The following is a 25,847-nucleotide window of genomic DNA, read 5'->3' on the forward strand; positions in this document are numbered from 1 at the left end:
AGGTTTTTTGTGTTGTGAAGTCAGCTTTAAACAAGGACTGTTTGATATTTCCATTTTTGTATGAGAGAATAAAAGGCGTATTTTGCCAATATGCTAGAATGGTAACTTTTGCAGTACATAAGGGGGTTATTTTTTGTCGCTGAATCTGAAGAATGTAGATAAATCATTTGGAAAAACGCATGCGGTTTCCGAGTTTACAGTGAATCTGCCCAAGGGTCAGGTGCTGGGACTGCTTGGACGGAATGGAGCAGGCAAGACGACCACGATTAAAATGATATTGGGTCTTCTTGTACCGGATGCTGGGGAAATTTATTGGGAGGGAGCTCCCTTGGACAGAGAAAAGATTTCGATCGGATATTTGCCGGAGGAAAGGGGCTTGTACCAAAAAAGCAAGGTATCCGATCAGCTTCGGTATTTTGCAGAGCTGGAAGGGATGGACAGGCAGAGCGCTAATCAGGCAATTGACTACTGGCTGGAAAAATTAGAAATCCAGGAGCATAAAGAAAAAAAGGCCTCTGACTTATCAAAAGGCAATCAGCAGAAAATCCAGCTGATCGCCACCCTTATTCATGACCCGGAACTGCTCATTCTTGATGAGCCCTTCAGCGGCCTGGATCCTGTAAATGCCAATATGCTGGCGTCCATTATTGAGGAACAGGTTAAAATGAAAAAAACGGTTATCCTATCCTCTCACCGCATGGAGCAGATTGAAACATTTTGTGAAAAAGTCTGTCTGATGAAGGACGGTAAGACGGTAATCCAAGGCAACCTTAGTGAAATTAAGCAGAATTATGGCTACCGAAATCTGACTCTTCATAACGATGGGGAGCTTGAAAACAAGCTCCAGGAGTGGAAAATTGTATTCGAGAAAACACTCAATGAGGTAAAGCTTAAGGTGCGGGATGAGTCAGAAGCGTTTGAATTGTTTAGCCGGCTGCACTCGGCCCATATCCCGATTCGCTATTTTAAAATGCTTGAACCTACATTGAACGAAATCTTCCTGGAGAAGGTGAAGTAACATGAAAAAATTTGCGGCAATTTATAAATTCCATTTAAAAGAAAACTTGAAATCAAAGGCATTTAAAATCTCAACGACGATCATCTTTGTCGCCATATTGGCATTCTTTGCTTACTCCAATTGGGCGAATCAGAATGACAGCGGGAATAAAGATACCATTGCCGTAATCAATAAGACGGAAAGTAACATAAACGTCAAAGCCCTGAACAAAACATTAGATGAGACAAAGCTGGGATCAGCACAGAAGGATGAGGAAGAGAAGTTTCGAAAAAAGGTGGAGAAAGGCGACCTGGATGGACTGTTGCTTGTCCGCGAGCAAAAAGGGGTCCCGGCCCTCACGTATATCTATAAAAACTTCCCGAACAATGAAGCGGTACCCGTGGTTTCACAAGCACTGCAGCAATCGTATATTGCTGACACGATTGCCAAAAATAAAATCAATCCGAAAACCGCCACATCTCTCCTTTCAACCGTGCAGGTGAAAGAAGAGGTTCTAAAGGATACCAGTAATACGTTTGGAATCGTTTATGTGTTTGTTTTCTTTATGTATCTGTTTATTATTGCATTCGGACAAATGATCGCCACCGCGGTCGCTGCAGAAAAATCCTCAAGGGTTATGGAAATCATGATTCCGAAAGTGAAGCCCATTTTGATGATGTATGCAAAAATTGCGGCCATTTTAACGGGAGCTATCGTGCAACTCGCAATTATTGCTGCAGCCGGATTGATCGCTTATGCCATCGGCTGGCTCGATACCAACGAGCTTTCCATTTTTGGATCGGGAATCGATCTGTCCAACCTGACCCCTGGCGTCATTGCAGCGTTTATCACTTACTTCATATTGGGATACCTTCTGTATGCGATGATGTATGCTGCTGTCGGTTCCATGGTCAGCCGCACAGAAGACTTGGGCGCCTCACAGTTTCCAATCATTATGCTTATTATGGGGGCATTCTTCATCGGAATGCGGTCGCTGTTCGATCCTTCGACAACGCTCGTTGTGGTCAGCTCGTACATTCCCTTTTTCTCACCGATTGTTACATTTTCAAGAATCGTAGCGGGTGAGGCAGGTACACTTGAAGTGATCATCACGATTGCCATCCTGTTAATCTCCTTGTTGTTCATCAACCGGCTGGCAGGAAGAATTTATGTGCATGGGGTCATGCATTACGGCGGAAAAGTAAAATTCAAAGACATGATTCTGCTTGCAAAAGGCAAGTGAGAAAGGAAAGCCGGCAGCATGGGTCTGCAGGCTTTCTTTTTTAAGAATGAATGGGAGACACACAGGAAGAATGATACACTGATAAAGAATAGAGGAGGCGGTATTATGCTTTTACAATGGAAAAAAGAACACAAGGATCAGGCAATCCGGGATATTCAGCAGTTTTTCTATGACGAAAGAGGAGAAGAAATCGGAGAGATCGCGGCAGAAAATGTGTTGGATTTTTTTTCCGCACAGCTGGGGCAGCACTTTTATAATCAGGGAATCAAAGATTCATTGAATGTGGTCAGAGACCGGCTTGGGGCAGTGGAAGATGATTTATATGCTCTTGAGCGTAAATGAGTAAAAGCAGCAAGGCTGGCGGCCTGCTGCTTTTTTAAATGTTCAGCCTCACAACGGCACGAAGACGGAAGCTGCCGCTCATCCGGATTCTCTGTGCCTGCTCGGTTGATGCGTATAAGGTGTAAATAGCCAATTCAGCATTATCGCTCAGGGTTTCAGAGCCTGTAAGTGCCGTCGTCTTTTGCATCTGAAGATCCTGGGTGCTATCCTCTGTCTCTGCCACAAGGATGTCAGGATTTCGCCTTATCGTGAGCTTTATTGTTGCAGGTTCACACGGAAAGCCCGCCGTCCATCCGGCCGATGCTTCTATTTCTACCTTGTTTCCTTTGGACAACTGTGTAAAATGCACTGACAGGAGGGGGATTTCTTGATTAGGCGGAAGAAAGTCACTTGGACTGTTCAAGTCAGCTTCTTTGGTGATGGCCAGTTTTTTCTGAAACGTGCTGTATCGTTTCGCATCGGTGGTGCTGTTACCAAATTTAAACTTCATGATTGTTCCTCATTCTGCTTTTTTGATAGTTTATGTGAATGAAAGGACAAGGGATTGGACCTGCAGCCGCCCTATGGGATGGGTAACGGATGTTTATCATTTGGGAAAGTAAGGAATAAATACGGGTGCAGAAGAAATTAAAAAGGAGTGAAGTGAAATGTCATCCAAAAAGATACTGTTTGTTGTAACCAGTCATGGTACCATCGGAGATCACAAAACGGGTTTGTGGCTTGAAGAGTTTGCCGTTCCATACAATGAATTTAAAAAACAGGGCTATGAGATCAAAGTGGCAAGCATCGCTGGAGGCGATGTTCCATTGGTTCCAAACAGTCTTGAAGGGGATACAGGACAATTTGAGGAAGCAAAAGCCCTTTTGAAAGATACGCCTCCATTAACGAGAGATGATGCCCATGGATTCGATGCGATCTTTCTTCCGGGAGGACATGGAACGGTGTTTGATTTTCCGAACAGCCACGATCTCCAGGTCGTTGTTTGTCAATTTGCAGAAGATGATAAGGTAATTGGTTCTGTATGTCACGGTCCCTCCGGACTGGTCATGGCTGCCTGCGCAAACGGGGCTCCAATTGTAAAAGGGAAAAAGGTTTCGGCGTTCACCGATTCGGAAGAGGCGGAAATGAATCTTACCGAAGAGGTGCCTTTTCTTTTGGAAACGAGATTGCGCGAACTGGGAGCAGAATTTGTAAAAGGAGAGAACTGGGCGGATTTTGCTGTAGCTGACGGAAAGCTTGTTACCGGTCAGAATCCGCAGTCAAGCTTAAGCGTAGCAAAGAAAGTTATTGAAGTTCTTGAAGCATAACAGCTACTAAAAAAGCTGTCGGTAACCAGCACACACTGGAATCTGGCAGCTTTTTTTTGCAAAGTTGGGTGGATAAGCGGTGCAATCCTGAATAAGCGGAATAAGATGGTATGTACAAAGGAGGAGATAGAACATGAATCTGGACAAAGACCTAAAGCCAACAATGAATGCTGTTCCTCCCGCTGCCCTCCAAAAAGCGGGCTCCCACCAACCTTATCACTATTTGCTTCTATGCCGGCAATATATGGGCCAGTACAGTGAACTGGAAATGATGGATGGAGAGGTCTATTCTGGACTGTTAAGTTCCTATGATAGTGAAAATCTCTATATGGCTATACCCTTGAACGGGAAAGAGGCGGAAGCCAGCCGTGTCGTGTTCCCTTTTTTTGCAGGCGAACTGCATCCGGGAGTTGGACTTTTCGGCTTTCCTTTCCATGGCATACGACGTTTTCGGCCGTATGCCTGAAGGCCTTTTAGTTCGCGTGGACAGGATTAAATAAAATAAAGGCCGATTATCAGCTTGTCCATAACCTGATAATCGGCCTTTGTGTTTGTTTTGCATCTTCTTTTGTAGTTTGTTTTTCGTTTTTCTGGTCCGCAGATCGGCAAGGGCATAAAGTCCCCTGTTATCCGAAGGGTTTCTTTTTCCTTCCCTGATCATCCGGTCTCGGAGTTTCCTGGCTTTGCTTTTACTCATGGTTCATCCCTCCTGTTTATAGTATACAGATGATCACGTGATATGTAAGGGCAACCTTTCGTCATTTTCCGGGAAATAAATAGCGGGTTCCTCAACAAATGGGGGATTAGGGGGGGAAGTTAGGAAACAAGAAGAATAATGATATAATCTCCCTAAATTAGTAGAACGGTGTATCAGAAGGGAGAGGATGTGTTGAAACAAAATCTGAATCTTTTTAAGGAAAAAGCCCTTGATTTTACTAGAGTGGGCATACAATTACCGACCCATCGCTCTCCGATAATCCCATTATTTATGTTAATGAAGGCTTCCTGTCCATGGCTGGTTGTGAGTATGAAGATGTGATCGGGAAAAATTGCCGCTTTCTTCAGGGGGAAGATATGGATAAAGATTCTGTCAGGGAAATAAAAAAAGCCTTGCAGGATAAGAAGTTCCATTAGATGATCACACTTCATCCCTGATTTTTCAACTGCATCATCTTCTTAAACTGCTTGGCACGGACCTTGTACTAACCGGTATTTCTGCACAACTTGCCATGAAAGCAGGCACCAGCCATGAATTGTATTCCTTGAAAACCTATTTGTCGGTTCAAGAAGCCATTTACGGTTTGAGCAAAATATAAAAAAACAGAGTGCCGGCATCCTGGCGCTCTGTTTTATTTTATATACATCATACGGCTGGCAAGACTCATGCCTTTTGGATATTTGAAGCCAATGATCATCCATAAACCGAAGAAAATGAAGCAGAAAAAAATGAATACAACGAGAAAAATATCCCATAAAAAATGATTTTGAGGCTTCTTGAACTTATATTCAATATGCCAATTTCCATCTCCGAGATTAAGAGTATTATCGACTTTTCCTTTTGCTTTTGAAAATACATAGATGGGAGAAGTGGTGCTTTCATCTCCTTTGACTGGTTTTTGTGAAAAAACAGCCAAATACTCCAGTCCTTCGATCTTTGAGGCAATGGACGAAATTTTTTCTTTGGCGGGTGAAGATAATGTTTTTGAATCCTGCTGATCCAGTACTTTAAAAATTTCATTGGGATTGTGAGAAAATAGAGTGGTGCGTTTATAGTCCTGCCACATAAAAATGGCAAACACCAGAAAGCTTACACTCATAAACAGCAAGGTAGACCGGAGAAGCAAGCGGGTGGAACTAAGGGTTCCCCGTTTTTTTCGTTTTTTCTTTTTATACTCCGAAAGAAGGATAACTTTTGGATGATCCCCCATCATTTTTCGTACCCCTCCCTTTAAACAAAGTGAATTATTGATATATTCTACAAAATTTGAAATAATCCTACGATTAGTTACATGGTAATTAGGGTAAATATCTCATGGGACTATTGTTTGGTATCTGAGGATCAAAGCGTTCTAAAAAAAGCAGACGTGAACATATACCCAGGATAGTACAATCTCTCTAGTACTTTTGTGGCTAGTATTTGAAGATTCAACACGTTACCATTTAATTAGTCAGAACTATCAAACATTAAAAAAGGGGGAAAAGCAGTGAAAAAGTTCTATTTGCCAATGTTGTTAATTGCTGCGATGATTTTGTCGATTGCCGGCTGCGGGTCCTCGACATCCACAACGAAGAGTGGGGATGAGGTGGAACTTAAAGAAGATGGCGTTTTTTCTTTTGTCGTCTCAGGCGAGTTCTATCCGTTCAGCTATTCAGACAAGAATGGTAAGCTTGATGGATTTGATGTTGCAGTTGGAAAGGCTCTTGCCAAGGAAATGGGATTGAAGGCAAAAGTGGACAAGCAGAAATTCCATGGAATTGTTACGGCGGTTAAGACCAACCGGTTTGATGCAGCTGTTGCCAGCCATACTATTACTCCTGAACGAATGAAAGCGGTAAATTTCAGTACACCGTATTATTATTCCGGACCGGTTTTGTTTGTTCAAAAGGGCAGCGGCATTAAGAATGTAAACGACCTTAAAGGCAAGAATATCGCTGTAGCGAAAGGCTCTACATACGAAAGTGAAGCACAAAAATACTCCAAAGACATATCGGTATATGACAGCGATGTAACCGCATTGCGTGCCTTAAGTGAAAAGAAGCATGATGGTGTCATTACGGACTCCATTACCGGCAAACAGGCTATTGCAAAAGGCTTTAAAGTAGAGGAAGCAGAAACGCTTGGCACGAGCGAACAAGCGATTGCGGTATCAAAGAAAGACAAGCAGCTGTTAAAAGCGATCAACAAAGCGCTGGAACAATTAAGGAAAGACGGAACATTGAAAGAAATAAGCGAAAAATACCTGAAAACCGATATTACAAAAAAACCATAAAAACGATGAAGAATGTGTGTTACACTGCACATTCTTTTCTTTCAAAAGGAGCTGAACCAAGATTAGACATTTTTTCGAAGTATTTATCGACAGCTATCCGCTCTTTATGAAAGGATTGCTGCTTACCTTACAAATTACGGTGGTTTCCGTATTAATTGGTACGATAGTCGGATTGCTGTTTGCCTTTTTTAAGCTGTCAAACAGCAAAATTCTTAACTGGATTGCCAACGTGTACATAGCGATTATCAGGGGTACGCCGTTGATCGTACAGATTTTCTTCTTTTATTTTGGTTTAGCAGAACTTGGAATTTCTTCTTACTGGTGTGCAACACTGGGGTTGGCGCTGCATAACAGTGCCTACATCGCCGAGATTTTCAGGGGCTCCATCCAGTCCATTAATAAAGGACAGCTCGAAGCAGGACGGTCACTTGGCATGAGCACGGCACTTGCCATGAGGAGAATTGTGCTTCCTCAGGCATTCCGGCGCGCATTGCCTCCGCTTGGCAACCAGTTTATCATCGGACTGAAGGATTCATCATTGGCCGCCTTTATTTCGTCTTCAGAATTGTTTAATGTGGCCACCACCCAGGGGTCAAGAACGTTTGAAGAAATGACGTATCTTTTAATAGTGGCGATTTACTATCTGGTACTGGTATTGTTGTTCACCCTTTTGGTTAATAAACTGGAAGGGAAAATTTCCGGAGGAGACGAGTAGGGGGGAACGAGTGTGGAACAGAGAAAAGTAATGATAAACGTTAACAACTTGAATAAGTCCTTTGGTGAACTGCATGTTCTAAAGGATGTGAATATCGAAGTTCATGAGCAGGATGTGGTGGTTTTAATTGGTGCCAGTGGTTCAGGTAAAAGCACATTGCTCCGCTGTTTAAACTATTTGGAGTACAAGGAGAGCGGCACGATAACAATTGATGGCAAAGTAATTGAACCAGATCAAACGGATTTGAACAAAGTGCGTCAGGAAGTGGGAATGGTCTTTCAGCATTTTAACCTTTTCCCTCATAAGACGGTATTGGAAAATGTAATTGAAGCCCCGGTAATGGTCAAAAAGATTCCAAAAGAAGAGGCGATCGAGGAAGGCAGAGCGCTTTTAAAGAAAGTGGGATTGGCGGACAAGGAACATGTTTATCCATCAAAGCTTTCCGGCGGCCAGAAACAAAGGGTGGCGATTGCAAGATCACTCGCCATGAAGCCAAAAATCATGTTGTTTGATGAGCCGACTTCGGCCCTCGATCCCGAATTGGTTGGTGAAGTGCTGTCGACGATGAAGGATCTGGCGAAAGAAGGAATGACTATGCTCGTCGTAACACACGAAATGGGCTTTGCAAGAGAAGCGGCCGATACTGTGGTGTACATGCATGACGGCAAAATTGTAGAAAAGGGTACACCGAGCGATATTTTTTCTCAGCCGAAGCATCAGCGTACAAAAGATTTTCTTGGAACTATCCTGTAAATAAAAGATAAGAAGGCCAGGCCCGTCTTTGAACCGATCAAAGAAAATGGCCTGGTTTTTTATGCGTTTTTTTTCAAATAGGAGTCAAAAACGAAGGGACCGAAGGGAAGGACCGAAGCAACAAGTGCTCCCATGACGAGAGGGAATGACCAACGGTTTTTAAATGTGGCATAAGCCAGTGCGATCAGATAAAGAACAAAAAACAGCCCATGTAGAGAACCGGCAATGGTAACAGCCAGTGGAAGATCGGCAAAGTATTTGAGCGGCATGGCAATGGCAAGCAAAACAAGAAACGAGATGCCTTCAAGTGTTCCAATTAGGATAAAACGTTTGAGGGATGGATTCATACCTGATAACCTCCTGTATCTTATGTCCCTATTAATTTACCATAAGCAAAGGGATTATTGAGCAGGAAATTACAGAGAGTTGTGAATCCTTTTTGTCTATTTTTCTACTAGATACTCAGCTTCCAAATCTTTGTTCAGGTAGCGCGCCATGGCGGTTTTTGCACTTTTCAGTCCTGCTTTTTCATAAAACGGTTCATTACTCGTTGTGGAAATTAAATGCACGCAGGAAATGTCCTTAAGCTGATTAAGAAGGTCCTCCACAACGAGCTTCCCAACTCCCTTTCTTTGAAATTGCGGGTGAATGATCACGTCATAAATGGCTGCATTGAACACGCCATCAGACAGTGCTCTCCCAAGGCCTGCAAGCTGGCTGCCAGCGTAGGCCGCAGCAACATGGCTGCTGTTGCTGTATATAGTTTGCAAAGCTATAAGGGTATGCCGGGTCCAGCCTACAGCGTGGTAGATGGACAATACCTCATTCCAATCTAGGCCTGTAATGTTTCTATCAATCTTGTACACTGTACCTCCTCCTGCTCTATATCATTTTTTTTATTTTAACTTCCATAGGCTGTTAATGACAGGAGAAAAAGCAGCCTGGAATGTAGTGCAGGCTGCTGGGTTCTAATATGAAAAGAGGCCGTCCAATGGTTTTAAAAGATCAGGTTGAAGTTTGAGAGAGGAGTGACTCTCCATCTCCTTCTCCATCTTTTTTAACAGGTCAGGATCGGCGAGCTGATCTTTGTTCGTGGAAGATAAGTGAAGGTTTTTTAATAGCTGGCTCTGAACAAGCTTAAGCTGTTTGGTCGCAGACTCATTAGTTGGACAGAGGCCAGTGAGCGGAATTTTTTCTTTTTGGGCCTCATCAATGAAGTTAAGACCAAGCATTTTCGGTACAGATCCATTCAGTATCCCTGCCTTCTGGCAAAGCTGCTGTTTCGTTTGTTGTATGGTTTTCTTGACTTTTTTCTTCTCCTTTTTGGCAGTTTCCTTTGTTTTATCAATGACTTTTGGCACTTTTGTAATTTCTTTTTTTACACCTTGTTTAACTGGATGGGTTACATGCTCCAGTGGTTTTTTTACGTGTTTTACCGGGTCGGACACATCTTCCAATGGTTTTTTAACGTGCTTTACAATGTGTTCGGCATCAGGTTTCTCCTGCTTTTTGTCCGGTTTTTTCTCAGCCTTTTTTATAGGATCCTTTGACAGCTTGGGAAGCGCTTTTTTTATCTCATCCGAAGGTGAAGCAGGCTTTTTAGGCGATTTTTCTTTGTCCTCTTTTTGGTCTTCGCAGGTCAGCGGGAGATGGCCGTTCATGAGCTTATTGACGGCTTCTTTCATTTCCAATAAAGGAAGCGAGGCAAGGTCTTGAAGCACTTTCGGAGCAGCTGGCCGCTGTTGTCCATGATTGCCTTTTACCGTAGTAAGCGTCAGTCTGTCCAATTCTCCTTTTGAGGCTTCCATTTTGTGTATGAGCATGGTTACCTTTTTAAGTCCTGGGTCGGGGATTGGTTTTCCTGCGGTCAGGCATGCTCCCTTTAGTGAAAATGCCGAAGCATCAGCGGTCATATTTGTCATATGAACAGGTCCGTGTGCCTGCATAATTACAGTGACCGGCCCTTCATCGGTCGAAAGTACCTTTGTAAGCTTCATACCATACAGTGTGGCATTACGGTATTGAAAGCGGATCATGGGTTTTGATTTTGCTGATGACGTTTCTCCCATCACTACTTGAGGGAGCATGATTCCGCCCTCCACCCGATCTGCGCTGACCACAAACCCTTCGTCATTTTGCCCGCCTGCTGCCGCTTGTGCGTGATTTGGAACATAGAGCAAGGCCATAACAAGCAAACAGGTCAAGCCTTTTAATGCTCGCATCCTCATTTCGCTTCTACCAGTTCAGGAGACTTATAGCCGGTATAAGCATCACTTTGTTCATCATTCTTCTGAAGAGGGGCAGGAGGGTTCCAGGCAATCATCAGGGATCCCCCGGTAATACCAAGTAATGTTCCGATGAGAAACCCACCCAGAGCTCCGATCACGGACAATATGGATAAAAAGATGGTTATAATCCCCAGCAGTTTGGAGAACTGGGGAAATATCAGTGCCATGACGCCGAGCAAAAGAATCATGCCGCCAAATAAAATGCCAATTACAGAGACGGTACCTGGCAGGAAAGCTTTCACAATAAGGTTCAAGGGCACCCACAGGATCAATGCCCCAGATATCAAGGTCAGCAGTGACCCGGTAAAAGGGCGTTCATGTTTCCATTGTCTAACTGACATCTTTATTCCTCCTTGTTGTTAATTGGCTGGTTTGTTGATGCGTTCTACAGTAACTTTCATTCCGTTCATCACAACCTTCTCTTGGAAAAGGTAATGCGTTTTAATTTTTGCATGATTTAGCTCAATGGTTGAAGACATTTGCTGAAACTGTTTCTGCCAGTCACTGCTCTGTTTTTCTTTCAATGCAAGGTTACTGAACTTGGCATCCGCATTGATCACAGAAGCGTCCTGCTGCAGGCCGGAGATATGAACCGGTTTACTGGCGACAATTTTTACACGGATCCATTTGTCCCCGCTAATATTAAAATCTTTATACAGCTGCAGATGATCAATGGTTAAATCCTTAATCAGGTTGGTGCCCTGAGGAGTCGATTTCTCCTTGCTGGATTCACCCATTTTCGGGTAGAAGGTATAGCCGTTTCCTTCCAGGTGATCAAACTCAACATAGAAGTTACCTACTCCTGCCATCGGTATGGCGTAAGCAGTCCCGGATACTCCCATAAAGCTCAGCAGTGTGGCGAGTGCCACCATGCCTGATGCGAAAGCTTTCCAAAACACCCTTTTGTTCACGTTTCCTTTGTTGAGGGTTGTTTTCAATTCGACCGTTTTACCCATCAATATCCCACCCTTTTTAATATGATGAAAGCGCTTTAATAATGTAACTGTAAGGTTTGTTTAGTAAGTTGACAATTCCGATAAGTATCGTAATTAAGGGGATCACCCCGACAATTGTCGGGTTAAATGGGCAGATATTGTAAAAAGATTTCGAAAACTATAAAGTGAATGTAAGCAGTGGGGAGGAGGGGCTGGATATGGACGAGCTTTTTTTAAATGGCATGGCATTATTGGCAAAGTATGGCGGAGATATATTAAACAACTGGAAAACGATAAAAAGTGAGCTATCCTCTCAGCATGAACAGGACCTCATTACGGAATTTGACGGAATGATGACCTACTCCTTTGAGGAACTGCTGAAAAAGAACGATTGTGAGCATATCAATCAGCTCATACTTGCCATGGTTTCGCAATGGAGAGACCACTATTCCATGGACGTTGACTACAGCCAGGTTATTTTTTTGCTGTCTGCCATTGAAAATATGATTCACCATATTCTTGAACAGGAAGAAAATCCAAGGATCATTGATCATCAGTCCATCCAGTATATTTTCAACAAGCTTTTAGACCATGTTCTGATTCCTTTGACATCGGAAACGAACGGGCATCAGTGGCTGGATACAATGATCACCTCTAACATTATCCCTCTTCATTGGGCTGCGCTGCTGAGAATTGAGGATTTCGAGTATAAATTAATCGAACTGAAAAGTGTGGATACCGGGCAGGACAATCAATCGCTCATAGAAATCTGCAAAACGATGTCCGCTCCCACATCCGAACAGCTGTCCCTTGCATTGTGCCGCCTGATGAATCCTGGTACGAAACAGCCGAGAGTCATTCCTGTTTCATTTGCCAAAGAAACCTTGCTGCTTTGTGTAAAATCAACCGATGCAGGAAGCATTTCTTCCCAGCGTATTGAATTGATTTCGAACATGTACAAAAAGCAGCTCAAGATGAATACACTTGTAAGTGAAAACGAATGGAAAGATGCTGCTCTGCTATATACACTCCGATTGCTTATGGCACAAACCTGCACCGAAACACTTAAAACAGTTACGGATGGTTTTGTGGATTATTTAAAGTTTGAAAGAAGTGCCCTCTTTCTGTACTCCCCGCGGGTGGAGCGGGTTGTATTTGCGGCTCATCGCAACCTGGGACATAATATTCAGGAAATCCAAGTTGATTTTACTGAGGTTGCTTTTTTAAAGAATCATTTGCAGAAGATTCTTCAGTCCAAGCCCATTTATCTTGAGGATGCTTCCAAGCAGATTCCTAAAGGGCTGGCAGAGCAGTTTAAGGTGGCATCGCTCATCGCCGTTCCGGTATTTACACCTCGAAAAGGGCGTTTTCTCGGGCTGGTATTGCTTGACTGTAACGGAGCGCACTTTGAGGAACCGACACCAAACGAGCAGGCCATGCTCATGAAATTCGGTCAGTATGCAGGAGAGGCTCTTTATAAGCAATGGGGGACGGTTATTCAACTGCTTGACATGGATTCACCGATCTTGACGCCAAGAGAAAAAGAGGTGCTGAAGCTGATGGCACAGGGGGAAACCATTCAGCGGGCCGCTTCACTTCTTCATTTAAGCCATTACACTGTAAGGGATTACGTAGCCGGTATCATAAAAAAATTAAAAGTGAAGAATCGGACAGAGGCTGTTGTGAAAGCCATTCGGATGAATTTTATCGAATAAAAAAGGCCAGAGGCTGCTGATGAGCAATCATCAACGGACTCTGGTCATTAATCAATTGGGTTTAATCTTTTTTCTCGAGGGCCGCTTTCAGTGCATCGGCCAGGCTGTTGCCCATCGGGGCCTCTTCCTTTTTCTTGTATTTATTCATCAGCTGGCGTTCCTCACGTTTGGATACGGTCTTTTTACGGTCCTCTGCTTTTTCAACCACGTTGCATGGCCGGCATTGGAAATAGGTACCGGCTTTGCCGTTGTGAATCTCCATTTTTTTATGGCATTGCGGGCAGCGGCGGTTGGAAAGCTTGGGGTCCTTTCGCTTTCTGAAGCTGCATTCTCTGCTGGAGCATACAAGCATTTTCCCGTCGCGTCCTTTGACTTCCTTCATGAATTCTCCGCACTCCGGGCACTTCGAACCAGTAAGGTTATGCGCTTTATAGGTTTGTTCACTGCCTTTAATTTCCTTGACAAGCTGCTTGGTCTGCATTCTGATCTTCTCGAGGAAATCTTTTGGATTGCCTTTGCCCCGTGCAATATCCTCCAGTTGTTTTTCCCATTTTGCCGTTAATTCCGGCGACTTCAGCTCGCTGTTTACCAAATCAATCAGTTGTTTGCCCTTTGGTGTAGGATGGAGCCGGTTATTCTGGCGGTCAATGGTTTCGGTGCTGAGCAGACGCTCTATGATGTCGGCACGCGTTGCCGGTGTCCCGAGTCCGAATTTTTCCATGCGCGCGAGCAAATCGGCTTCATTAAAGCGGGCAGGCGGCTCGGTCAGTTTTTTCTGCATTCGCGACTCTTTTACACTGAATTCCTGTCCGGATATAAGGTTTCCGAGCGGTTTGCTATGGGAATCTTCCTCATCCTTCCCGGTGATTTTTTTGAATCCGGCGTCAACAACCTTCGTTTCTCTGGCTGAAAAGGATTCGCCTTTTACATCAATCACCGCATGAATGGTTTCTGTCTGGTACGGTCCGTAAAATAATGCGAGAAAGCGGCGGACGATGATATCATACAGCTTCCTTTCATCGGCTGACAGATCACCGAGGTGCGGGGGTTCATCTGTTGGGATGATCGCATGGTGGTCGGACACTTTGTCGTTGTTAAATACCTTTTTGACAAGCACCGTTCCTTTATTTTTCAGGACGGGCTGAACTTCGTCACGATATGCAGAAGAGAGCGCCTGCAGCCTGTCATTCATCGTATTTTTCATGTCCACAGTCAAATATTTGGAATCTGTACGCGGGTAAGTAACAAGCTTATACCGTTCATACAGATTTTGCAGGACACTGGAGGTTTTCTTGGCAGAGAACCCGAAGCGCCGGTTGGCATCACGCTGCAGCTCCGTTAAATCATACGGAAGAGGCTGCTGTTCAGCTTTTGATTTCGTATTCAGGGAAATAACTTTCCCTTTTTCGTTTTTTACAAGCTCTCCAACTTTTTCCGCTTGGGAACGATCAAAAATCCGGCGTTCTCCATTCTTCTCCCACACCGCCTCAAGGGGTCCAATTTTGGCATCAATCGTAAAATATTCTTTTGGCACAAACGCTTTAATGTCTGCTTCGCGTTCCAGAATCATGGAAAGAGCAGGTGTCTGCACACGGCCTGCGGACAGTTGTTCATTGTATTTCGTAGTTAATGCACGTGTGACATTCAAACCGATCAGCCAGTCCGCTTCGGAACGGCATACCGCGGATTGATAAAGAAAATCATATTGATTGGCAGGCTTCAGATTTTTGAAGCCGTCCTTGATGGCCCGGTCGGTCTGTGAAGAAATCCAGAGCCGTTTAACTGGCTTTTTCCAGCGAAGTTTCTCAAGAATCCAGCGTGCAACCAGCTCTCCCTCACGCCCGGCATCCGTCGCAATAATAAATTCACCCACATCTTTTCTGCGGGCGAGCTGTTCAATTCCCTTATATTGGTGACTGACCTGGCGAATGAGTTTTAATCCCATTTCTTTTGGGATAATCGGCAGGTCTTCCATCCTCCAGGTTTTATATTCCTTGTTATAATCCTCGGGCATCTTTAATTCTACTAGGTGGCCGAGCGCCCACGTTACAATGTATTTCGGTCCTTCTATATATTGTTTTGATTGCTTACTGCACCCAAGCACACGGGCCAGGTCTCTGGCAACACTTGGTTTTTCAGCAAGTACAATGGATTTCATAAAATGAATAAGCTCCTTTCTACAACAGCAGTTTCCTAAACTGCATCCCTTATCAGTATAGCCGATTGAAGGCTTCTTCGAAAATGATATGAAAAAACACAGTGACTAAAGGTTAAAAAGATGAAATGATTTCCGATAAAAAAGAAGGTTAACGTAAAAGTAAAAAAATTAGAGGTGCAGCGAATGAAAATCAGAAGCAAATTATTCATTTTATTGGGAACCGCTGTGGTCGCCTTGATGGTTGCCGGGAGTTATGCGTTTTACTCTATTCATGATCATACCCGGCTTAGCCAGGAACTGGCCAGTAAGCAGGAAATGCAGACAGAGTTTAAGGAGTTTCAATATTGCCTGACAGGCTATTCGAATGATGAACGGGCATACCTTCTTACGGGCAAGAAGGAGTATACAACGGAATTGGCGGATAAAAGGCGCAGGATTGAAGTGCTAAAGAAACGACTTTTTCCTTTGCTGGATGCAAAAACAAAAAAGACTGCTGAGAGAGGACTGACCGGGTATTTTAATTCCAGCACTCGTGCGGTCCAAGCTTATGATGGCGGTGGGAAAGAACTGGCTATGACGGTTCACTTTGTGGATGAAAGAGCCATTAGGAAAAATGTGCTGAATCCTGTTATTGAGAAAATGGTGCAAACGCTTCATAAAGATATTGAAACTCAGAAGCAGAAAAATAAAACGGCGATCAAGATTCAGACAGTTGTTTTTGCGGTTGTCTTGCTTCTTTTAATCGTGGGAGGTTTGGTTTTTGGCAGTATTATCGTGGCCTCCATCGTTCGTCCTATTGGAGTGCTCCACCAAAATATGAAGGAGATCGCAGAGGGGAAAGGGGACTTGACCAAATCCGTAAAGCTTGGCAGAAAAGATGAATTGGGTCAGCTGTCCGACACCTTTGATCTATTTACCTCAAGTCTGCGGAATATGATCATGCAGATTTCAGAAACCACTTCCGAAGTGGCAGCTTCCTCTCAACAGTTGACCGCCAGTGCTGAACAAAATAGCCATGCGGCAAGCCAAGTCACGTTAAGTATTCAGCAAATTGCATCGAATACCGAAGTGCAAACGGAAAAATCAACGGAAACTTCTGAAATGATGGAACAAACGGCAAGCCAGCTCGAGGTTATTTCCAAAAATGCCGTCCTGGCCCGTGACCTGACATCAGCAGCTTCAGAACAGGCCGACGAGGGGCGGATGCATGTCAATCGGACACATGATCAGATGAAAGAGATCGTCGACTCGGTCGATACGGCCCAACAAGGCATTGAGGAACTTAATGCACAATCCGAATCCATTGGAGAAATTGTAACCATCATTACCGAGATTGCCAATCAGACCAATTTGCTTGCGCTAAATGCTTCCATTGAAGCCGCCCGTGCCGGGGAAAGTGGTAGAGGGTTTGCTGTGGTGGCATCAGAGGTACGAAAACTTGCCGAGCAGTCGGGGAGTTCTGCTCAATCGATCAGTGACCTTGTTAAAAAGATTCAGGAGGGGACCCATAACTCCAGTGAATCCGTAAAAATGGTAAGAAACAATGTTTTTGCAGGTCTCACCGTAGTCAAGGAAACCGAAAAGCAATTCCAGCATATCCAGAACGCAACCAATGAAGTGAATCAGCAGATTATGGAAATAACCGGATCGATTGCACAACTGGCAAAAGGAGCAGAACGTCTTTCCTCTTCATCCGAAATTATCGCAGCAGGCGCAAGAGAGTCGTCCGGCAGTGTGCAGAGCATTGCCGCTGCTACAGAAGAACAACTGGCATCCATGGAGGAAATTGCAGCGTCTGCTCATTCACTGTCCTTTATGGCAGAAGAGCTGCAAATGATGATATCAAAATTCAAAATCTAGCAAAAAGAAGGAGGCCGTTTTTACGGTCTTCTTTTTTAGATAGATATGAAAAAATGCTTAACCGCATAGAATGTAAAAAGTATGAAGGATTAGGGGGACTTAAATGATGATGGGTCTGGAGGAAGGAACGGTGTTGTCAAATGGGGTTCATATCCCATGGATCGGATTGGATTCATGCAGTATAAATAACCCTGAAACAGTAGAAAGAGGAGTGCTTGCAGCCATTAAAGCAGGATACCGGGCCATTGATACTGCGGCATCCTACCAGAACGAACGCGGAATTGGAAACGCTTTATCTTTATCCGGCATGGATAGGAAGCAACTTTTTATTACAGCAAAGTTAAACAGTATTTCTCACGGGTACAATAACACCCTTGCTGCCTTTAATGAGAGCAGAAAGAAACTGGGCGTCGATTATATTGATCTTTACTTGATTCAGTGGCCGGTAAGGGGAGAACTTGAAGAAACATGGAGAGCACTTGAAATTCTGTATAACCGGGGTGATGTGAGAGCCATTGGTGTTTGTAATTTTGAAGAAAATGATCTGAAACTGATCATGAGACGAAGTCAGATTAAGCCGCATGTCAACCAAATTGAATATCATCCGCTAAAGTCTCAAAAACAGCTGATCCATTTCTGTAAGCAGAACCAGATCCAAGTTCAGGCCAGAAACCCGTATTCAAGGGAGGAGCTTTTTCAACAAAAAGTCCTGTTGGACATCGCGGTAAAGCATGAGAAAACAGCGGCTCAGATCGCCATGAAATGGGCTTTGCAGAATGGAATACCGGTTGTTCCTGCATTTTCGTCCATTAACGAAGTCCAGGAAAATATTCAAATGATGTCTTTTACTCTTCCGATTGAGGATATGGTTACTCTGCACTTTTTGAACAACAGCCGGATGACAGGACCGAATACAGGACAGTACTTTTGCGAATAGCGTTTCATATAACCTTCCACTCGTTGGAAGGTTTGTTTTTTTGCCACAATTTCCTTGTCTAAAAGTTGTAAAACGGGGGTAATAAAAATAACAGATAGCCCAGAGCTTATGAAAAATGGAAGTGAAAATAGATTAATTTTTACTGCACCAGGGTATTGTAGAAGGGAAGAGGTGAATACAGCTATGGAATCAATTACAGAATGGCTAAAGAACATACTACTATTTTTGGGCGGTTTTTTAAATGTCAGCATATTGTTGATCATCATAATTGTAATATTCGTCGTTCGTTCGGTCCGACGCAAAAAAAGAAACAGAGAGCATGAAGATTATCTTGGAAAAGATGATAAATAGTCGCAAAGTAAGGCGGTTCATTTAATGGACCGGCCTTTTTTATGGATTTTCCCTCTTGGAACCGATATGATAAAAAGAATTGAGCAGGATAATGAGGGGGATTTTGATGAAGGAAAACAATAAACTGGAAAAAGCAACGTTTGCCGGAGGATGCTTTTGGTGCATGGTCAAGCCTTTTGATGAATTGCCGGGAATCCATGGGATTGTTTCCGGATATACAGGAGGGAATATGGAAGATCCATCATATGAACAAGTGAAAACAGGAACAACCGGCCATTACGAAGCGGTGGAAATTACATATGATCCGGCTATATTTCCTTATCAACAATTACTGGATTTGTATTGGCCGCAAATTGATCCAACAGATGAGGGTGGACAATTTTTTGACCGGGGCAGTCAGTACCGAACCGCGATCTTCTACCATAATGAAGAACAGAAAGATCTTGCACTGGTTTCCAAACAAAAGCTCGAAGACAGCAGCAAGTTCAGCAAACCCATTGTAACCGAAATCTTGCCGGCATCAGTCTTTTATGCCGCTGAAGAGGATCATCAGGATTTTTATAAAAAGAATCCCGCAAAATACAAACAGGAACGAATAGAATCCGGCAGGGATGCATTTATAAAAGAAAACTGGAGCAAAAAAGGCAGCTGATCACAGCTGTCTTATTTTATTGTTTCATAAAAATCTTCATTGAATAATTCATTGAAGTGTTAGGTGCGAGACTCCGGCGGGAAATACGTGACAGGTGAGACCTGGAGGCGCTTGCGCCGCGGGGCTCAGCGCACGCCCCGCGGAAAGGGAGCATCCTGGAACGTAATCAACGACCCTCTAGGCAACAATGAGTTAAGAAAAAGTTTTTTTGGAAAGCGGTTGCAATTCAAAAAGAGGTATGGTAGCTTCTAGATGTCAAAAATCACATACAGAATATTAAATCACATATGTGATGTAGATGGAGGGCAAGATGTCAGTTAAATCAGCTCAGCGGGTACTCCAGGTTTTTGAGTGCTTGACCATGCACACAGAGGGGCTATCCATTAAGGAGATCAGCGAAACCTTGGACTTTCCGCAAAGCAGTACATCAAATTTAATTAAGACCTTAGCAGCTGAAGGCTACCTGAGACAGGACACGCAAAAAAAGTACAAGCTCGGGCCCAAACTCATTGGAATTGGAACCGCTGCCATGGAATCGCTGGATGTCTCGGCGGTAGGTAAGCCTTATCTGAAAACGTTAATGGAAGAAGTACAGGAAACGGTCTTTATGGCGTTGATGGCAGAAGAAGAACTGGTGTATGTTGCCAAAATTGATAATAACCGCTCCATCCGGACCACCGCCCAGCCTGGCAACAAAAAGCCAATATACTGCACAGGGCTTGGCAAGGCATTCCTTTCCTTCATGCCGAAAGAATCAAAAAACAAGCTGCTTGATTCAACAGAGCTGCTTCCGATTACGAGTCACACCATTACAAGCAGGGAACAAATGGAACACGAACTTGCCGAAAGCAGGAAACGGGGCTACGCGATTGATAATGAGGAAAACGAAGAGGGATTATTCTGTCTGGCGGCTCCAATATACGGGGGTGACCGGCAGATGCAGGCTGCGATCAGCGTAGCAGGGCCCAAAGAGAGGATGACTGCCCGTAAAGATCAGATTGCAAAAGTATTGCTGCTTACTTCAAAAAAGATATCAGCTAGTCTCGGCTATTTGGCCAGATAAAAATGACAGGGAGGGCAAAAGATGGATGTGATCAGTATAGGGGAAGCGATGGTGCTTTTTACCCCTGAAACGAGCGGGCCTATGAGGTATGCCCGGGATTATACCTCGAGGATAGCCGGAGCAGAAATCAATACACTCATTGGGCTGGCTAAACTTGAGCATGAAACAGGATGGATTTCCAGAGTGGGAAGTGATGAGTTCGGCGCCATGCTCAAAAACGCCGTAAGAGGCGAAGGGGTGGATGTGAGTGAGGTTGCAGCAGACGATGAGGCACCAACAGGCATCTTTTTTAAAGAAAATGTCTACGGAGACCACGTACGTGTACATTATTACCGTAAACACTCGGCCGCCAGCTTTCTGAATCCGGAAAGCATTAACGAAGCCTACCTGTCAGAGGGCAAAGTGCTGTACATAACCGGCATTACCCCGGCACTGTCCGATTCGTGTTCAAAGGCTGTTTTTCAGGCAATCGAAATAGCCAAAAAGCACAAGTTGACCATTGTCTTTGATCCAAACATCAGGTACAAGCTCTGGACTGAGGAGAAGGCGCGAAACACCATCCTGGAGATTGCCGGCCATTCCGATATTGTTTTTCCGGGTACAAGTGAAGGGGAATTTTTATTCGGAACAAGCCATCCGGAGAAAATAGCAGATGCGCTGCACGAGCTTGGACCAGATACTATTGTTGTAAAAAAGGGTGAAGAAGGCGCCTACTATTCCTGCCTTTCAAAAAAGGAACAGGGGCATGCCGAAGGTTTTCGTGTGAAACAGGTAATCGATCCGGTCGGGGCAGGTGACGGATTTGCGGCAGGAGTGGTATCGGGGCTGCTTGATGGACTATCCCTCAAAGAATCTGTGACCAGGGGCTGTGCAATCGGAGCTATGGTTACGATGGTCAATGGGGATATTGAAGGTCTTCCTGACCGAAAAACGCTTGAGCTTTTCCTGTCGAGCAAAAGTGACGTAAGCCGTTAAGAAAAGAGGAGGAACCATTTTGTCTGATGTACTTTCATCCATAAAAGAAAATAAATTGGTAGCCATCATCCGAGGTGCAGAACCGAAGAGCGTGCTGAAGATCGCACGTGCGCTTCAGGCCGGGGGTATAAGAACGCTTGAGATCACCCTGAACTCACCAGGGGCGTTTAAAGTGATCGAAGAGGTTTCATCGGAATTGGGAGATGAGCTATTGGTCGGTGCGGGCACCGTTCTTGATCCGGAGAGCGCAAGAATGGCAATCCTTGCCGGTGCGCAATTTATCCTGGCTCCAACCGTTAACTTGAAAACGATAGAATTGACCAAAAGGTATGGAGCGGTAAGTATTCCGGGCGCGTTCACACCAACAGAAATTTTAACCGCCAATGAGCATGGGGCAGACATTGTCAAAGTGTTCCCTGCTTCCATCGGGCCATCCTATATTAAGGATTTGCGGGGGCCGCTTCCCCACATTCCGCTGCTTCCAACAGGCGGAGTGACGCTTGAAAATGTTTCGGAGTTCATGAAAGCGGGTGCGGTCGGATGCGGCATTGGCAGTGCACTTGTGAATACAAAAGAAGAAGTTACAGAAGCGTATTTATCAAAGCTTACTGAAAAAGCACGTAATTTTGTAAACGCCGTATCACGAGATTAATAGGGGGATGAGATCATGAAAATTACAGGATATGAATTGTTTCAGGTGCCGCCGCGCTGGCTGTTTTTAAAAATTACCACGGATGAAGGAGTCGTGGGCTGGGGAGAGCCGGTCATTGAGGGGCGTGCAGCCACGGTTAAGACAGCGGTTGAAGAATTGATGGAATACTTGATGGGCAAAGATCCGATGCATATAGAGGATCATTGGAACCTGATGTACCGGGCAGGCTTCTACCGGGGAGGCCCAATCATGATGAGTGCCATTGCGGGTATTGATCAGGCGCTCTGGGACATAAAAGGAAAGTATTTTAACGCTCCTGTCCATCAGCTGCTTGGCGGAAAATGCCGTGATTCCATCAAGGTGTATTCATGGATTGGCGGAGACCGGCCAGCAGAGGTGGGTCTTGCTGCCAAAAAGGCACAGGCTGCCGGATTTAAAGCAGTGAAGATGAACGGAGCGGAAGAGCTTCAATATATTGATTCGTATGACAAAGTGGATAAAATTCTGGAAACCGTTGCCACGGTCAGAGAAGCAGTTGGACCGCAGTTTGGAATTGGTTTGGATTTTCACGGACGTGTGCACAAACCGATGGCCAAGCTGCTGGCAAAAGAGCTTGAAGTCTATAAGCCTATGTTTATCGAAGAGCCGGTCCTTCCTGAAAACAATGAAGCGCTGCGCGAGATTGCGAGAGCTACTTCCATTCCAATCGCCACAGGGGAAAGGATGTTTTCCAAATGGGATTTTAAGCCACTGCTGATTGATGGATATGTTGATATTATTCAGCCGGATCTATCCCATGCCGGGGGAATCACAGAGTGCAAGAAAATCATGTCGATGGCTGAAGCGTTTGATGTGGCGGCTGCTCCGCACTGCCCGCTGGGCCCGATCGCACTGGCATCCTGCCTGCAGGTGGATGCAACCTGCCATAATGCGTTTATTCAGGAACAGAGCCTTGGTATCCATTATAACGAAGGCAGTGACATTCTCGATTATATCGTGGACCGTTCCGTCTTTCATTATGAGGAAGGCTATGTCAAGATTCCTGATGGGCCAGGCTTAGGCATCGAAATCAATGAAGACCATGTCAGAAAGATGGCCGAGGAAGGTCACAACTGGAGGAATCCGGTTTGGCGGCATAAGGACGGCAGTATTGCAGAATGGTGAGAATCTCACCATTCTTTGCCTGATCTGTAAGCGCTTCATCAAAGAAAGGGGTTTGCATCATGTACGAACAAAAGAAGGAAAGGCGTACAAGGGCGAGGTACGGGGTTCTTGCTCTTGTTTTTATAAATGTCATCATTAACTATATGGACAGAAGCAATATCTCGGTTGCCGCGACTTCTATGGGAAAAGACCTTGCGTTAAGTTCAGTGCAATTAGGCTTGATTTTTTCAGCGTTTGGCTGGGCCTATTCCGCCCTTCAAATCCCGGGAGGATGGATGGTTGACCGTTTTGGCCCGAGAGTAATGTATGCTTTAAGTTTATGTACATGGTCAATCGCCACCTTATTTCAGGGATTCACGAAGGGGTTTGCCGGTCTGTTCGGCCTCAGGCTTGCGACAGGAGCGTTTGAAGCCCCGGCATTTCCGACGAATAACCGGATCGTCACCAGCTGGTTTCCGGACAAAGAACGTGCTTCAGCCGTTGCCATGTATACGTCCGGCCAATTTGTGGGTCTGGCATTTCTGACACCGGTACTTGCCACCATCCAGCATTATACAGGATGGAGAGGGCTGTTCATCATTACCGGGATCATCGGTATTGTCTGGTCCCTCGTCTGGTATGCGGTTTATCGGGATCCCAATAAAAGCAGAAAAGTAAACAAGGAAGAACTGTCTTATATAGAACAAGGCGGAGGACTGGTCAATCCAAAAGGCAAAGAGAATCAGGAAAAAGAGAAGCTGAAATGGAGCGATTTGAAAGAAACCTTATCCCACCGAAAGCTTTGGGGCATTTATCTCGGCCAGTTTGCTGTCAATTCCACCCTCTGGTTTTTTCTGACCTGGTTCCCTACTTATCTGGTGGAATACAGGGGATTGGATTTTATTAAATCTGGTTTTCTGGCTTCTCTTCCGTTCCTTGCCGCATTTGTCGGTGTTCTGATCTCAGGATTTGTTTCGGATTACATGGCCAAGCGGGGAGTATCCATGGGTGTTGCGCGGAAAACACCGATTATTACAGGGCTTCTTTTATCCATCGCCATTATTGGAGCAAATTATGTCGACAATACAGCGATGATCATCTTTTTCATGACCATTGCCTTCTTCGGAAACGGTCTGGCATCCATTACATGGTCGCTTGTTTCCCAGATCGCGCCTCAGCGTCTGGTCGGGCTGACTGGCGGGGTTTTCAACTTTATCGGAAGTCTCGCATCCATCATTGTTCCGATTGCCATCGGATACTTGGCGAAAGGCGGAAACTTTGCGCCGGCACTGGTCTTCATTGGCGTTCTGGCGCTGTTTGGCGCGTTATCTTATATTCTTTTGGTTGGAAAAGTGGAGAGAATCGCAGAAAAAGGCGATGGTGGGAAACGTCCAAATCTATCTCATCAAGCATAGATAGAAAAAAGGCAGCGGTCATCGCTGCCTTTTTTCTATGATTCTACTTTTCTTTTGAACGATCATAAACAATAGTACCATTGATAATGGTCATTTCTACCATGCTCCGGGCATCAAACGGATCGCCATCCCAAATGACCACATCGGCGTCCTTTCCTTTCTCAAGGGAACCCACCCGGTCCTCCACCCCGAGATGTTTGGCAGCATTCAAGGTAATGGCCAACCAGGCGGTTTCCAGATCCAGACCGTGTTTAACAGCACTGATCGCGCTCAAAATCAAGCTGTCGATTCCCACTACTGGATGATCGGTGGTGATGGATACCGTCACCCCGGCTTCGTTCAGCTCTTTGAGCGTATGCCATCCTTTGTCAGCCAGTTCAATCTTGCTTCGTGTGGAAAGGGTCGGGCCGACAGAAACACGCACATCATGTTCTGCGATATAGGATGCAATCTGATGGCCCTCAGTACAATGCTCAATCGTCAGGTCAAATCCAAATTCCCTTGCCAGCCGGAGAATCGTGGCGATGTCATCTGCACGGTGGGCATGTGCCCGAATAGGTATTTCCTTTTTCAGGACTTTGATGAGCTGTTCGGTTCCTAAATCAGGTGTGAGCTCTTCACCCTGCTCAAGCTTTTTTAAAGCATGGTGCGCCGCTTTCATCTCCTTGCGAAACAGAGCTGCAATGCCCATTCGGGTAACCGGCGCTTTACCTTTTCCTCCATAAAAACGTTTGGGGTTTTCCCCGAATGCCGCCTTCATACCGGAAGGATTGCGGATGACCATTTGATCAATAACCGTTCCGGCCGTTTTAAGGACCACCATTTCTCCCCCGATAACATTGGCGCTGCCCGGCATCACCTGAACAGTAGTCACACCGGCTTTCCGGGCGTCTTCAAATCCTTGCTCGTTAGGATTAATTCCGTCGATTGCCCGCACATACGGAGTTACAGGATTGCTCGTCTCATTGTAATCGTGCCCCGCTGGGCCGATACCCTCTTCATGAATTCCCAGATGTGTATGTACATCGATCAAGCCAGGCGTTACAAATTTCCCTTCTGCATCGAGAACAGTTCCTGTTTCTGGAAGGTCGATGACTTTACCGATGCCGGCGATTTTTCCTTGATCCAGCAGAACATCCCCTTTATAAATCATTCCTGTACCGGTCATGAGCATTCCATTTTTGATCAAAAGCATGACAAAAATCCTCTCTTTTCAATTTTTTTCAAGAAATACTTGAATAAATATTCTGAAAAAATTATACTATTTAAAAATTACTCATTTCAATACAATTTTCTGAAAAAAGTATAGTTTTTAGGTAATGAATACTAATAATAGTACTAAATTAGTGATCTTTT

General features: G+C 44.7%; 28 protein-coding genes. 19 read left to right on the plus strand and 9 right to left on the minus strand.

Translation table 11 applies throughout. The features are described 5' to 3' along the window. Positions 1 to 133 precede the first annotated feature (133 nt). The 3 genes from AS030_RS01410 (at position 134) to AS030_RS01420 (ending at position 2,582) form a co-directional block, all read left to right on the plus strand. Positions 134 to 1,018: an ABC transporter ATP-binding protein gene (locus AS030_RS01410; RefSeq protein WP_061967565.1), complete on the plus strand. Its 885-nt coding sequence runs from the start codon at positions 134 to 136 to the stop codon at positions 1,016 to 1,018. 1 nt (position 1,019) lies between these two features. Next, the gene (locus tag AS030_RS01415; protein ID WP_061967568.1) at positions 1,020 to 2,240 is read left to right on the plus strand and encodes an ABC transporter permease; all 1,221 of its coding nucleotides are present in this window, start codon (positions 1,020 to 1,022) and stop codon (positions 2,238 to 2,240) included. A 105-nt stretch (positions 2,241 to 2,345) separates the two neighbouring features. Beyond that, complete coding sequence (locus AS030_RS01420; RefSeq protein WP_061967570.1) at positions 2,346 to 2,582, plus strand: DUF2164 domain-containing protein; 237 nt, start codon at positions 2,346 to 2,348, stop codon at positions 2,580 to 2,582. 34 nt (positions 2,583 to 2,616) lie between these two features. Here AS030_RS01420 and AS030_RS01425 read toward each other — a convergent pair whose 3' ends face one another. Then, a complete protein-coding gene (locus AS030_RS01425; RefSeq protein ID WP_061967572.1) occupies positions 2,617 to 3,072 on the minus strand; it encodes a hypothetical protein in 456 nt (151 codons plus the stop codon). Between the two features lie 157 nt (positions 3,073 to 3,229). On the opposite strand from AS030_RS01425, the gene AS030_RS01430 reads away from it, so the two are divergent. The 3 genes from AS030_RS01430 (at position 3,230) to AS030_RS24745 (ending at position 5,023) form a co-directional block, all read left to right on the plus strand. Further along, the gene (locus AS030_RS01430; RefSeq protein ID WP_061967574.1) at positions 3,230 to 3,889 is read left to right on the plus strand and encodes a type 1 glutamine amidotransferase domain-containing protein; all 660 of its coding nucleotides are present in this window, start codon (positions 3,230 to 3,232) and stop codon (positions 3,887 to 3,889) included. A gap of 133 nt (positions 3,890 to 4,022) precedes the next feature. Then, positions 4,023 to 4,355 (plus strand): LSm family protein, encoded by a 333-nt coding sequence (locus AS030_RS23335; RefSeq protein ID WP_061967576.1) that lies wholly within the window; start codon positions 4,023 to 4,025, stop codon positions 4,353 to 4,355. 545 nt (positions 4,356 to 4,900) lie between these two features. Beyond that, entirely contained in the window at positions 4,901 to 5,023 is a 123-nt protein-coding gene (locus tag AS030_RS24745) for a hypothetical protein (RefSeq protein WP_420889628.1), read from the plus strand. Positions 5,024 to 5,238: 215 nt separating this feature from the next. Here AS030_RS24745 and AS030_RS01440 read toward each other — a convergent pair whose 3' ends face one another. Further along, entirely contained in the window at positions 5,239 to 5,820 is a 582-nt protein-coding gene (locus AS030_RS01440) for a hypothetical protein (protein ID WP_061967578.1), read from the minus strand. 294 nt (positions 5,821 to 6,114) lie between these two features. Between AS030_RS01440 and AS030_RS01445 the strand changes: the two genes are divergently transcribed. The 3 genes from AS030_RS01445 (at position 6,115) to AS030_RS01455 (ending at position 8,347) form a co-directional block, all read left to right on the plus strand. Next, positions 6,115 to 6,879, plus strand: a complete 765-nt coding sequence (locus AS030_RS01445) for a transporter substrate-binding domain-containing protein (protein ID WP_061971416.1) — start codon at positions 6,115 to 6,117, stop codon at positions 6,877 to 6,879. A 106-nt stretch (positions 6,880 to 6,985) separates the two neighbouring features. Further along, complete coding sequence (locus tag AS030_RS01450; RefSeq protein WP_061967580.1) at positions 6,986 to 7,594, plus strand: amino acid ABC transporter permease; 609 nt, start codon at positions 6,986 to 6,988, stop codon at positions 7,592 to 7,594. Positions 7,595 to 7,624: 30 nt separating this feature from the next. Continuing rightward, complete coding sequence (locus AS030_RS01455; protein WP_061971419.1) at positions 7,625 to 8,347, plus strand: amino acid ABC transporter ATP-binding protein; 723 nt, start codon at positions 7,625 to 7,627, stop codon at positions 8,345 to 8,347. A gap of 59 nt (positions 8,348 to 8,406) precedes the next feature. Here the strand turns inward: AS030_RS01455 and AS030_RS01460 are convergent, their stop codons facing one another. From AS030_RS01460 to AS030_RS01480, 5 genes are all read right to left on the minus strand, one after another. After that, positions 8,407 to 8,694 (minus strand): DUF3817 domain-containing protein, encoded by a 288-nt coding sequence (locus AS030_RS01460; protein ID WP_061967582.1) that lies wholly within the window; start codon positions 8,692 to 8,694, stop codon positions 8,407 to 8,409. Between the two features lie 96 nt (positions 8,695 to 8,790). Next, the gene (locus tag AS030_RS01465; protein ID WP_061967584.1) at positions 8,791 to 9,213 is read right to left on the minus strand and encodes a GNAT family N-acetyltransferase; all 423 of its coding nucleotides are present in this window, start codon (positions 9,211 to 9,213) and stop codon (positions 8,791 to 8,793) included. Between the two features lie 102 nt (positions 9,214 to 9,315). Then, positions 9,316 to 10,569, minus strand: a complete 1,254-nt coding sequence (locus tag AS030_RS01470) for a hypothetical protein (protein ID WP_061967586.1) — start codon at positions 10,567 to 10,569, stop codon at positions 9,316 to 9,318. Positions 10,570 to 10,571: 2 nt separating this feature from the next. Then, positions 10,572 to 10,976: a DUF6114 domain-containing protein gene (locus tag AS030_RS01475; RefSeq protein ID WP_061967588.1), complete on the minus strand. Its 405-nt coding sequence runs from the start codon at positions 10,974 to 10,976 to the stop codon at positions 10,572 to 10,574. 18 nt (positions 10,977 to 10,994) lie between these two features. Continuing rightward, complete coding sequence (locus tag AS030_RS01480; RefSeq protein WP_061967591.1) at positions 10,995 to 11,591, minus strand: DUF6230 family protein; 597 nt, start codon at positions 11,589 to 11,591, stop codon at positions 10,995 to 10,997. A 197-nt stretch (positions 11,592 to 11,788) separates the two neighbouring features. Between AS030_RS01480 and AS030_RS01485 the strand changes: the two genes are divergently transcribed. Continuing rightward, positions 11,789 to 13,285: a LuxR C-terminal-related transcriptional regulator gene (locus AS030_RS01485; protein ID WP_061967593.1), complete on the plus strand. Its 1,497-nt coding sequence runs from the start codon at positions 11,789 to 11,791 to the stop codon at positions 13,283 to 13,285. A 61-nt stretch (positions 13,286 to 13,346) separates the two neighbouring features. Here AS030_RS01485 and AS030_RS01490 read toward each other — a convergent pair whose 3' ends face one another. Continuing rightward, the gene (locus tag AS030_RS01490; RefSeq protein ID WP_061967596.1) at positions 13,347 to 15,443 is read right to left on the minus strand and encodes a DNA topoisomerase III; all 2,097 of its coding nucleotides are present in this window, start codon (positions 15,441 to 15,443) and stop codon (positions 13,347 to 13,349) included. A gap of 183 nt (positions 15,444 to 15,626) precedes the next feature. Between AS030_RS01490 and AS030_RS01495 the strand changes: the two genes are divergently transcribed. The 9 genes from AS030_RS01495 to AS030_RS01530 all read left to right on the plus strand — a co-directional run bounded on the left by AS030_RS01495 (position 15,627) and on the right by AS030_RS01530 (position 24,491). After that, positions 15,627 to 17,303: a methyl-accepting chemotaxis protein gene (locus AS030_RS01495; protein WP_061967598.1), complete on the plus strand. Its 1,677-nt coding sequence runs from the start codon at positions 15,627 to 15,629 to the stop codon at positions 17,301 to 17,303. 103 nt (positions 17,304 to 17,406) lie between these two features. After that, positions 17,407 to 18,240 carry an aldo/keto reductase gene (locus AS030_RS01500; RefSeq protein ID WP_061967600.1) on the plus strand — a complete coding sequence of 278 codons (834 nt, stop codon included), beginning with the start codon at positions 17,407 to 17,409 and terminating at the stop codon, positions 18,238 to 18,240. A gap of 183 nt (positions 18,241 to 18,423) precedes the next feature. Beyond that, on the plus strand, positions 18,424 to 18,591 hold the full coding sequence (locus tag AS030_RS23340; protein WP_156412541.1) for a hypothetical protein: 168 nt from the start codon (positions 18,424 to 18,426) through the stop codon (positions 18,589 to 18,591). Positions 18,592 to 18,697: 106 nt separating this feature from the next. Continuing rightward, positions 18,698 to 19,243: a peptide-methionine (S)-S-oxide reductase MsrA gene (gene msrA, locus AS030_RS01505; protein WP_176716371.1), complete on the plus strand. Its 546-nt coding sequence runs from the start codon at positions 18,698 to 18,700 to the stop codon at positions 19,241 to 19,243. A gap of 310 nt (positions 19,244 to 19,553) precedes the next feature. Then, complete coding sequence (locus AS030_RS01510; protein WP_061967602.1) at positions 19,554 to 20,306, plus strand: IclR family transcriptional regulator; 753 nt, start codon at positions 19,554 to 19,556, stop codon at positions 20,304 to 20,306. Positions 20,307 to 20,327: 21 nt separating this feature from the next. After that, positions 20,328 to 21,281, plus strand: a complete 954-nt coding sequence (locus tag AS030_RS01515; protein WP_061967604.1) for a sugar kinase — start codon at positions 20,328 to 20,330, stop codon at positions 21,279 to 21,281. A 19-nt stretch (positions 21,282 to 21,300) separates the two neighbouring features. Further along, a complete protein-coding gene (locus AS030_RS01520) occupies positions 21,301 to 21,933 on the plus strand; it encodes a bifunctional 4-hydroxy-2-oxoglutarate aldolase/2-dehydro-3-deoxy-phosphogluconate aldolase (protein WP_061967607.1) in 633 nt (210 codons plus the stop codon). A gap of 15 nt (positions 21,934 to 21,948) precedes the next feature. Next, the gene (gene dgoD / locus AS030_RS01525; protein WP_061967609.1) at positions 21,949 to 23,097 is read left to right on the plus strand and encodes a galactonate dehydratase; all 1,149 of its coding nucleotides are present in this window, start codon (positions 21,949 to 21,951) and stop codon (positions 23,095 to 23,097) included. 59 nt (positions 23,098 to 23,156) lie between these two features. Continuing rightward, positions 23,157 to 24,491, plus strand: a complete 1,335-nt coding sequence (locus AS030_RS01530; protein WP_061967611.1) for an MFS transporter — start codon at positions 23,157 to 23,159, stop codon at positions 24,489 to 24,491. 43 nt (positions 24,492 to 24,534) lie between these two features. On the opposite strand, the gene AS030_RS01535 is transcribed toward AS030_RS01530, so the two are convergent. Beyond that, the gene (locus AS030_RS01535) at positions 24,535 to 25,686 is read right to left on the minus strand and encodes an amidohydrolase (RefSeq protein ID WP_061967612.1); all 1,152 of its coding nucleotides are present in this window, start codon (positions 25,684 to 25,686) and stop codon (positions 24,535 to 24,537) included. Positions 25,687 to 25,847 lie beyond the last annotated feature (161 nt).

This window comes from Fictibacillus enclensis (genome assembly GCF_001457035.1).
GTDB lineage: Bacteria > Bacillota > Bacilli > Bacillales > Fictibacillaceae > Fictibacillus_C > Fictibacillus_C enclensis.

Excerpts from the sequence above, each read along its gene's own strand:
- AS030_RS01470 (WP_061967586.1), bottom strand. The coding sequence starts at position 10,569 with ATGCGAGCATTAAAAGGCTTGACCTGTTTGCTTGTTATGGCCTTGCTC.
- AS030_RS23335 (WP_061967576.1), top strand. The coding sequence starts at position 4,023 with ATGAATCTGGACAAAGACCTAAAGCCAACAATGAATGCTGTTCCTCCC.
- AS030_RS01530 (WP_061967611.1), top strand. The coding sequence starts at position 23,157 with ATGTACGAACAAAAGAAGGAAAGGCGTACAAGGGCGAGGTACGGGGTT.
- AS030_RS01500 (WP_061967600.1), top strand. The coding sequence starts at position 17,407 with ATGATGATGGGTCTGGAGGAAGGAACGGTGTTGTCAAATGGGGTTCAT.
- AS030_RS01490 (WP_061967596.1), bottom strand. The coding sequence starts at position 15,443 with ATGAAATCCATTGTACTTGCTGAAAAACCAAGTGTTGCCAGAGACCTG.
- AS030_RS01415 (WP_061967568.1), top strand. The coding sequence starts at position 1,020 with ATGAAAAAATTTGCGGCAATTTATAAATTCCATTTAAAAGAAAACTTG.
- AS030_RS01425 (WP_061967572.1), bottom strand. The coding sequence starts at position 3,072 with ATGAAGTTTAAATTTGGTAACAGCACCACCGATGCGAAACGATACAGC.
- AS030_RS01485 (WP_061967593.1), top strand. The coding sequence starts at position 11,789 with ATGGACGAGCTTTTTTTAAATGGCATGGCATTATTGGCAAAGTATGGC.
- AS030_RS01430 (WP_061967574.1), top strand. The coding sequence starts at position 3,230 with ATGTCATCCAAAAAGATACTGTTTGTTGTAACCAGTCATGGTACCATC.
- AS030_RS01475 (WP_061967588.1), bottom strand. The coding sequence starts at position 10,976 with ATGTCAGTTAGACAATGGAAACATGAACGCCCTTTTACCGGGTCACTG.
- msrA (WP_176716371.1), top strand. The coding sequence starts at position 18,698 with ATGAAGGAAAACAATAAACTGGAAAAAGCAACGTTTGCCGGAGGATGC.
- AS030_RS01535 (WP_061967612.1), bottom strand. The coding sequence starts at position 25,686 with ATGCTTTTGATCAAAAATGGAATGCTCATGACCGGTACAGGAATGATT.
- AS030_RS01480 (WP_061967591.1), bottom strand. The coding sequence starts at position 11,591 with ATGGGTAAAACGGTCGAATTGAAAACAACCCTCAACAAAGGAAACGTG.
- AS030_RS01455 (WP_061971419.1), top strand. The coding sequence starts at position 7,625 with ATGATAAACGTTAACAACTTGAATAAGTCCTTTGGTGAACTGCATGTT.
- AS030_RS01445 (WP_061971416.1), top strand. The coding sequence starts at position 6,115 with ATGTTGTTAATTGCTGCGATGATTTTGTCGATTGCCGGCTGCGGGTCC.
- AS030_RS23340 (WP_156412541.1), top strand. The coding sequence starts at position 18,424 with ATGGAATCAATTACAGAATGGCTAAAGAACATACTACTATTTTTGGGC.
- dgoD (WP_061967609.1), top strand. The coding sequence starts at position 21,949 with ATGAAAATTACAGGATATGAATTGTTTCAGGTGCCGCCGCGCTGGCTG.
- AS030_RS24745 (WP_420889628.1), top strand. The coding sequence starts at position 4,901 with ATGGCTGGTTGTGAGTATGAAGATGTGATCGGGAAAAATTGCCGCTTT.
- AS030_RS01450 (WP_061967580.1), top strand. The coding sequence starts at position 6,986 with ATGAAAGGATTGCTGCTTACCTTACAAATTACGGTGGTTTCCGTATTA.
- AS030_RS01460 (WP_061967582.1), bottom strand. The coding sequence starts at position 8,694 with ATGAATCCATCCCTCAAACGTTTTATCCTAATTGGAACACTTGAAGGC.
- AS030_RS01440 (WP_061967578.1), bottom strand. The coding sequence starts at position 5,820 with ATGATGGGGGATCATCCAAAAGTTATCCTTCTTTCGGAGTATAAAAAG.
- AS030_RS01515 (WP_061967604.1), top strand. The coding sequence starts at position 20,328 with ATGGATGTGATCAGTATAGGGGAAGCGATGGTGCTTTTTACCCCTGAA.
- AS030_RS01510 (WP_061967602.1), top strand. The coding sequence starts at position 19,554 with ATGTCAGTTAAATCAGCTCAGCGGGTACTCCAGGTTTTTGAGTGCTTG.
- AS030_RS01495 (WP_061967598.1), top strand. The coding sequence starts at position 15,627 with ATGAAAATCAGAAGCAAATTATTCATTTTATTGGGAACCGCTGTGGTC.
- AS030_RS01420 (WP_061967570.1), top strand. The coding sequence starts at position 2,346 with ATGCTTTTACAATGGAAAAAAGAACACAAGGATCAGGCAATCCGGGAT.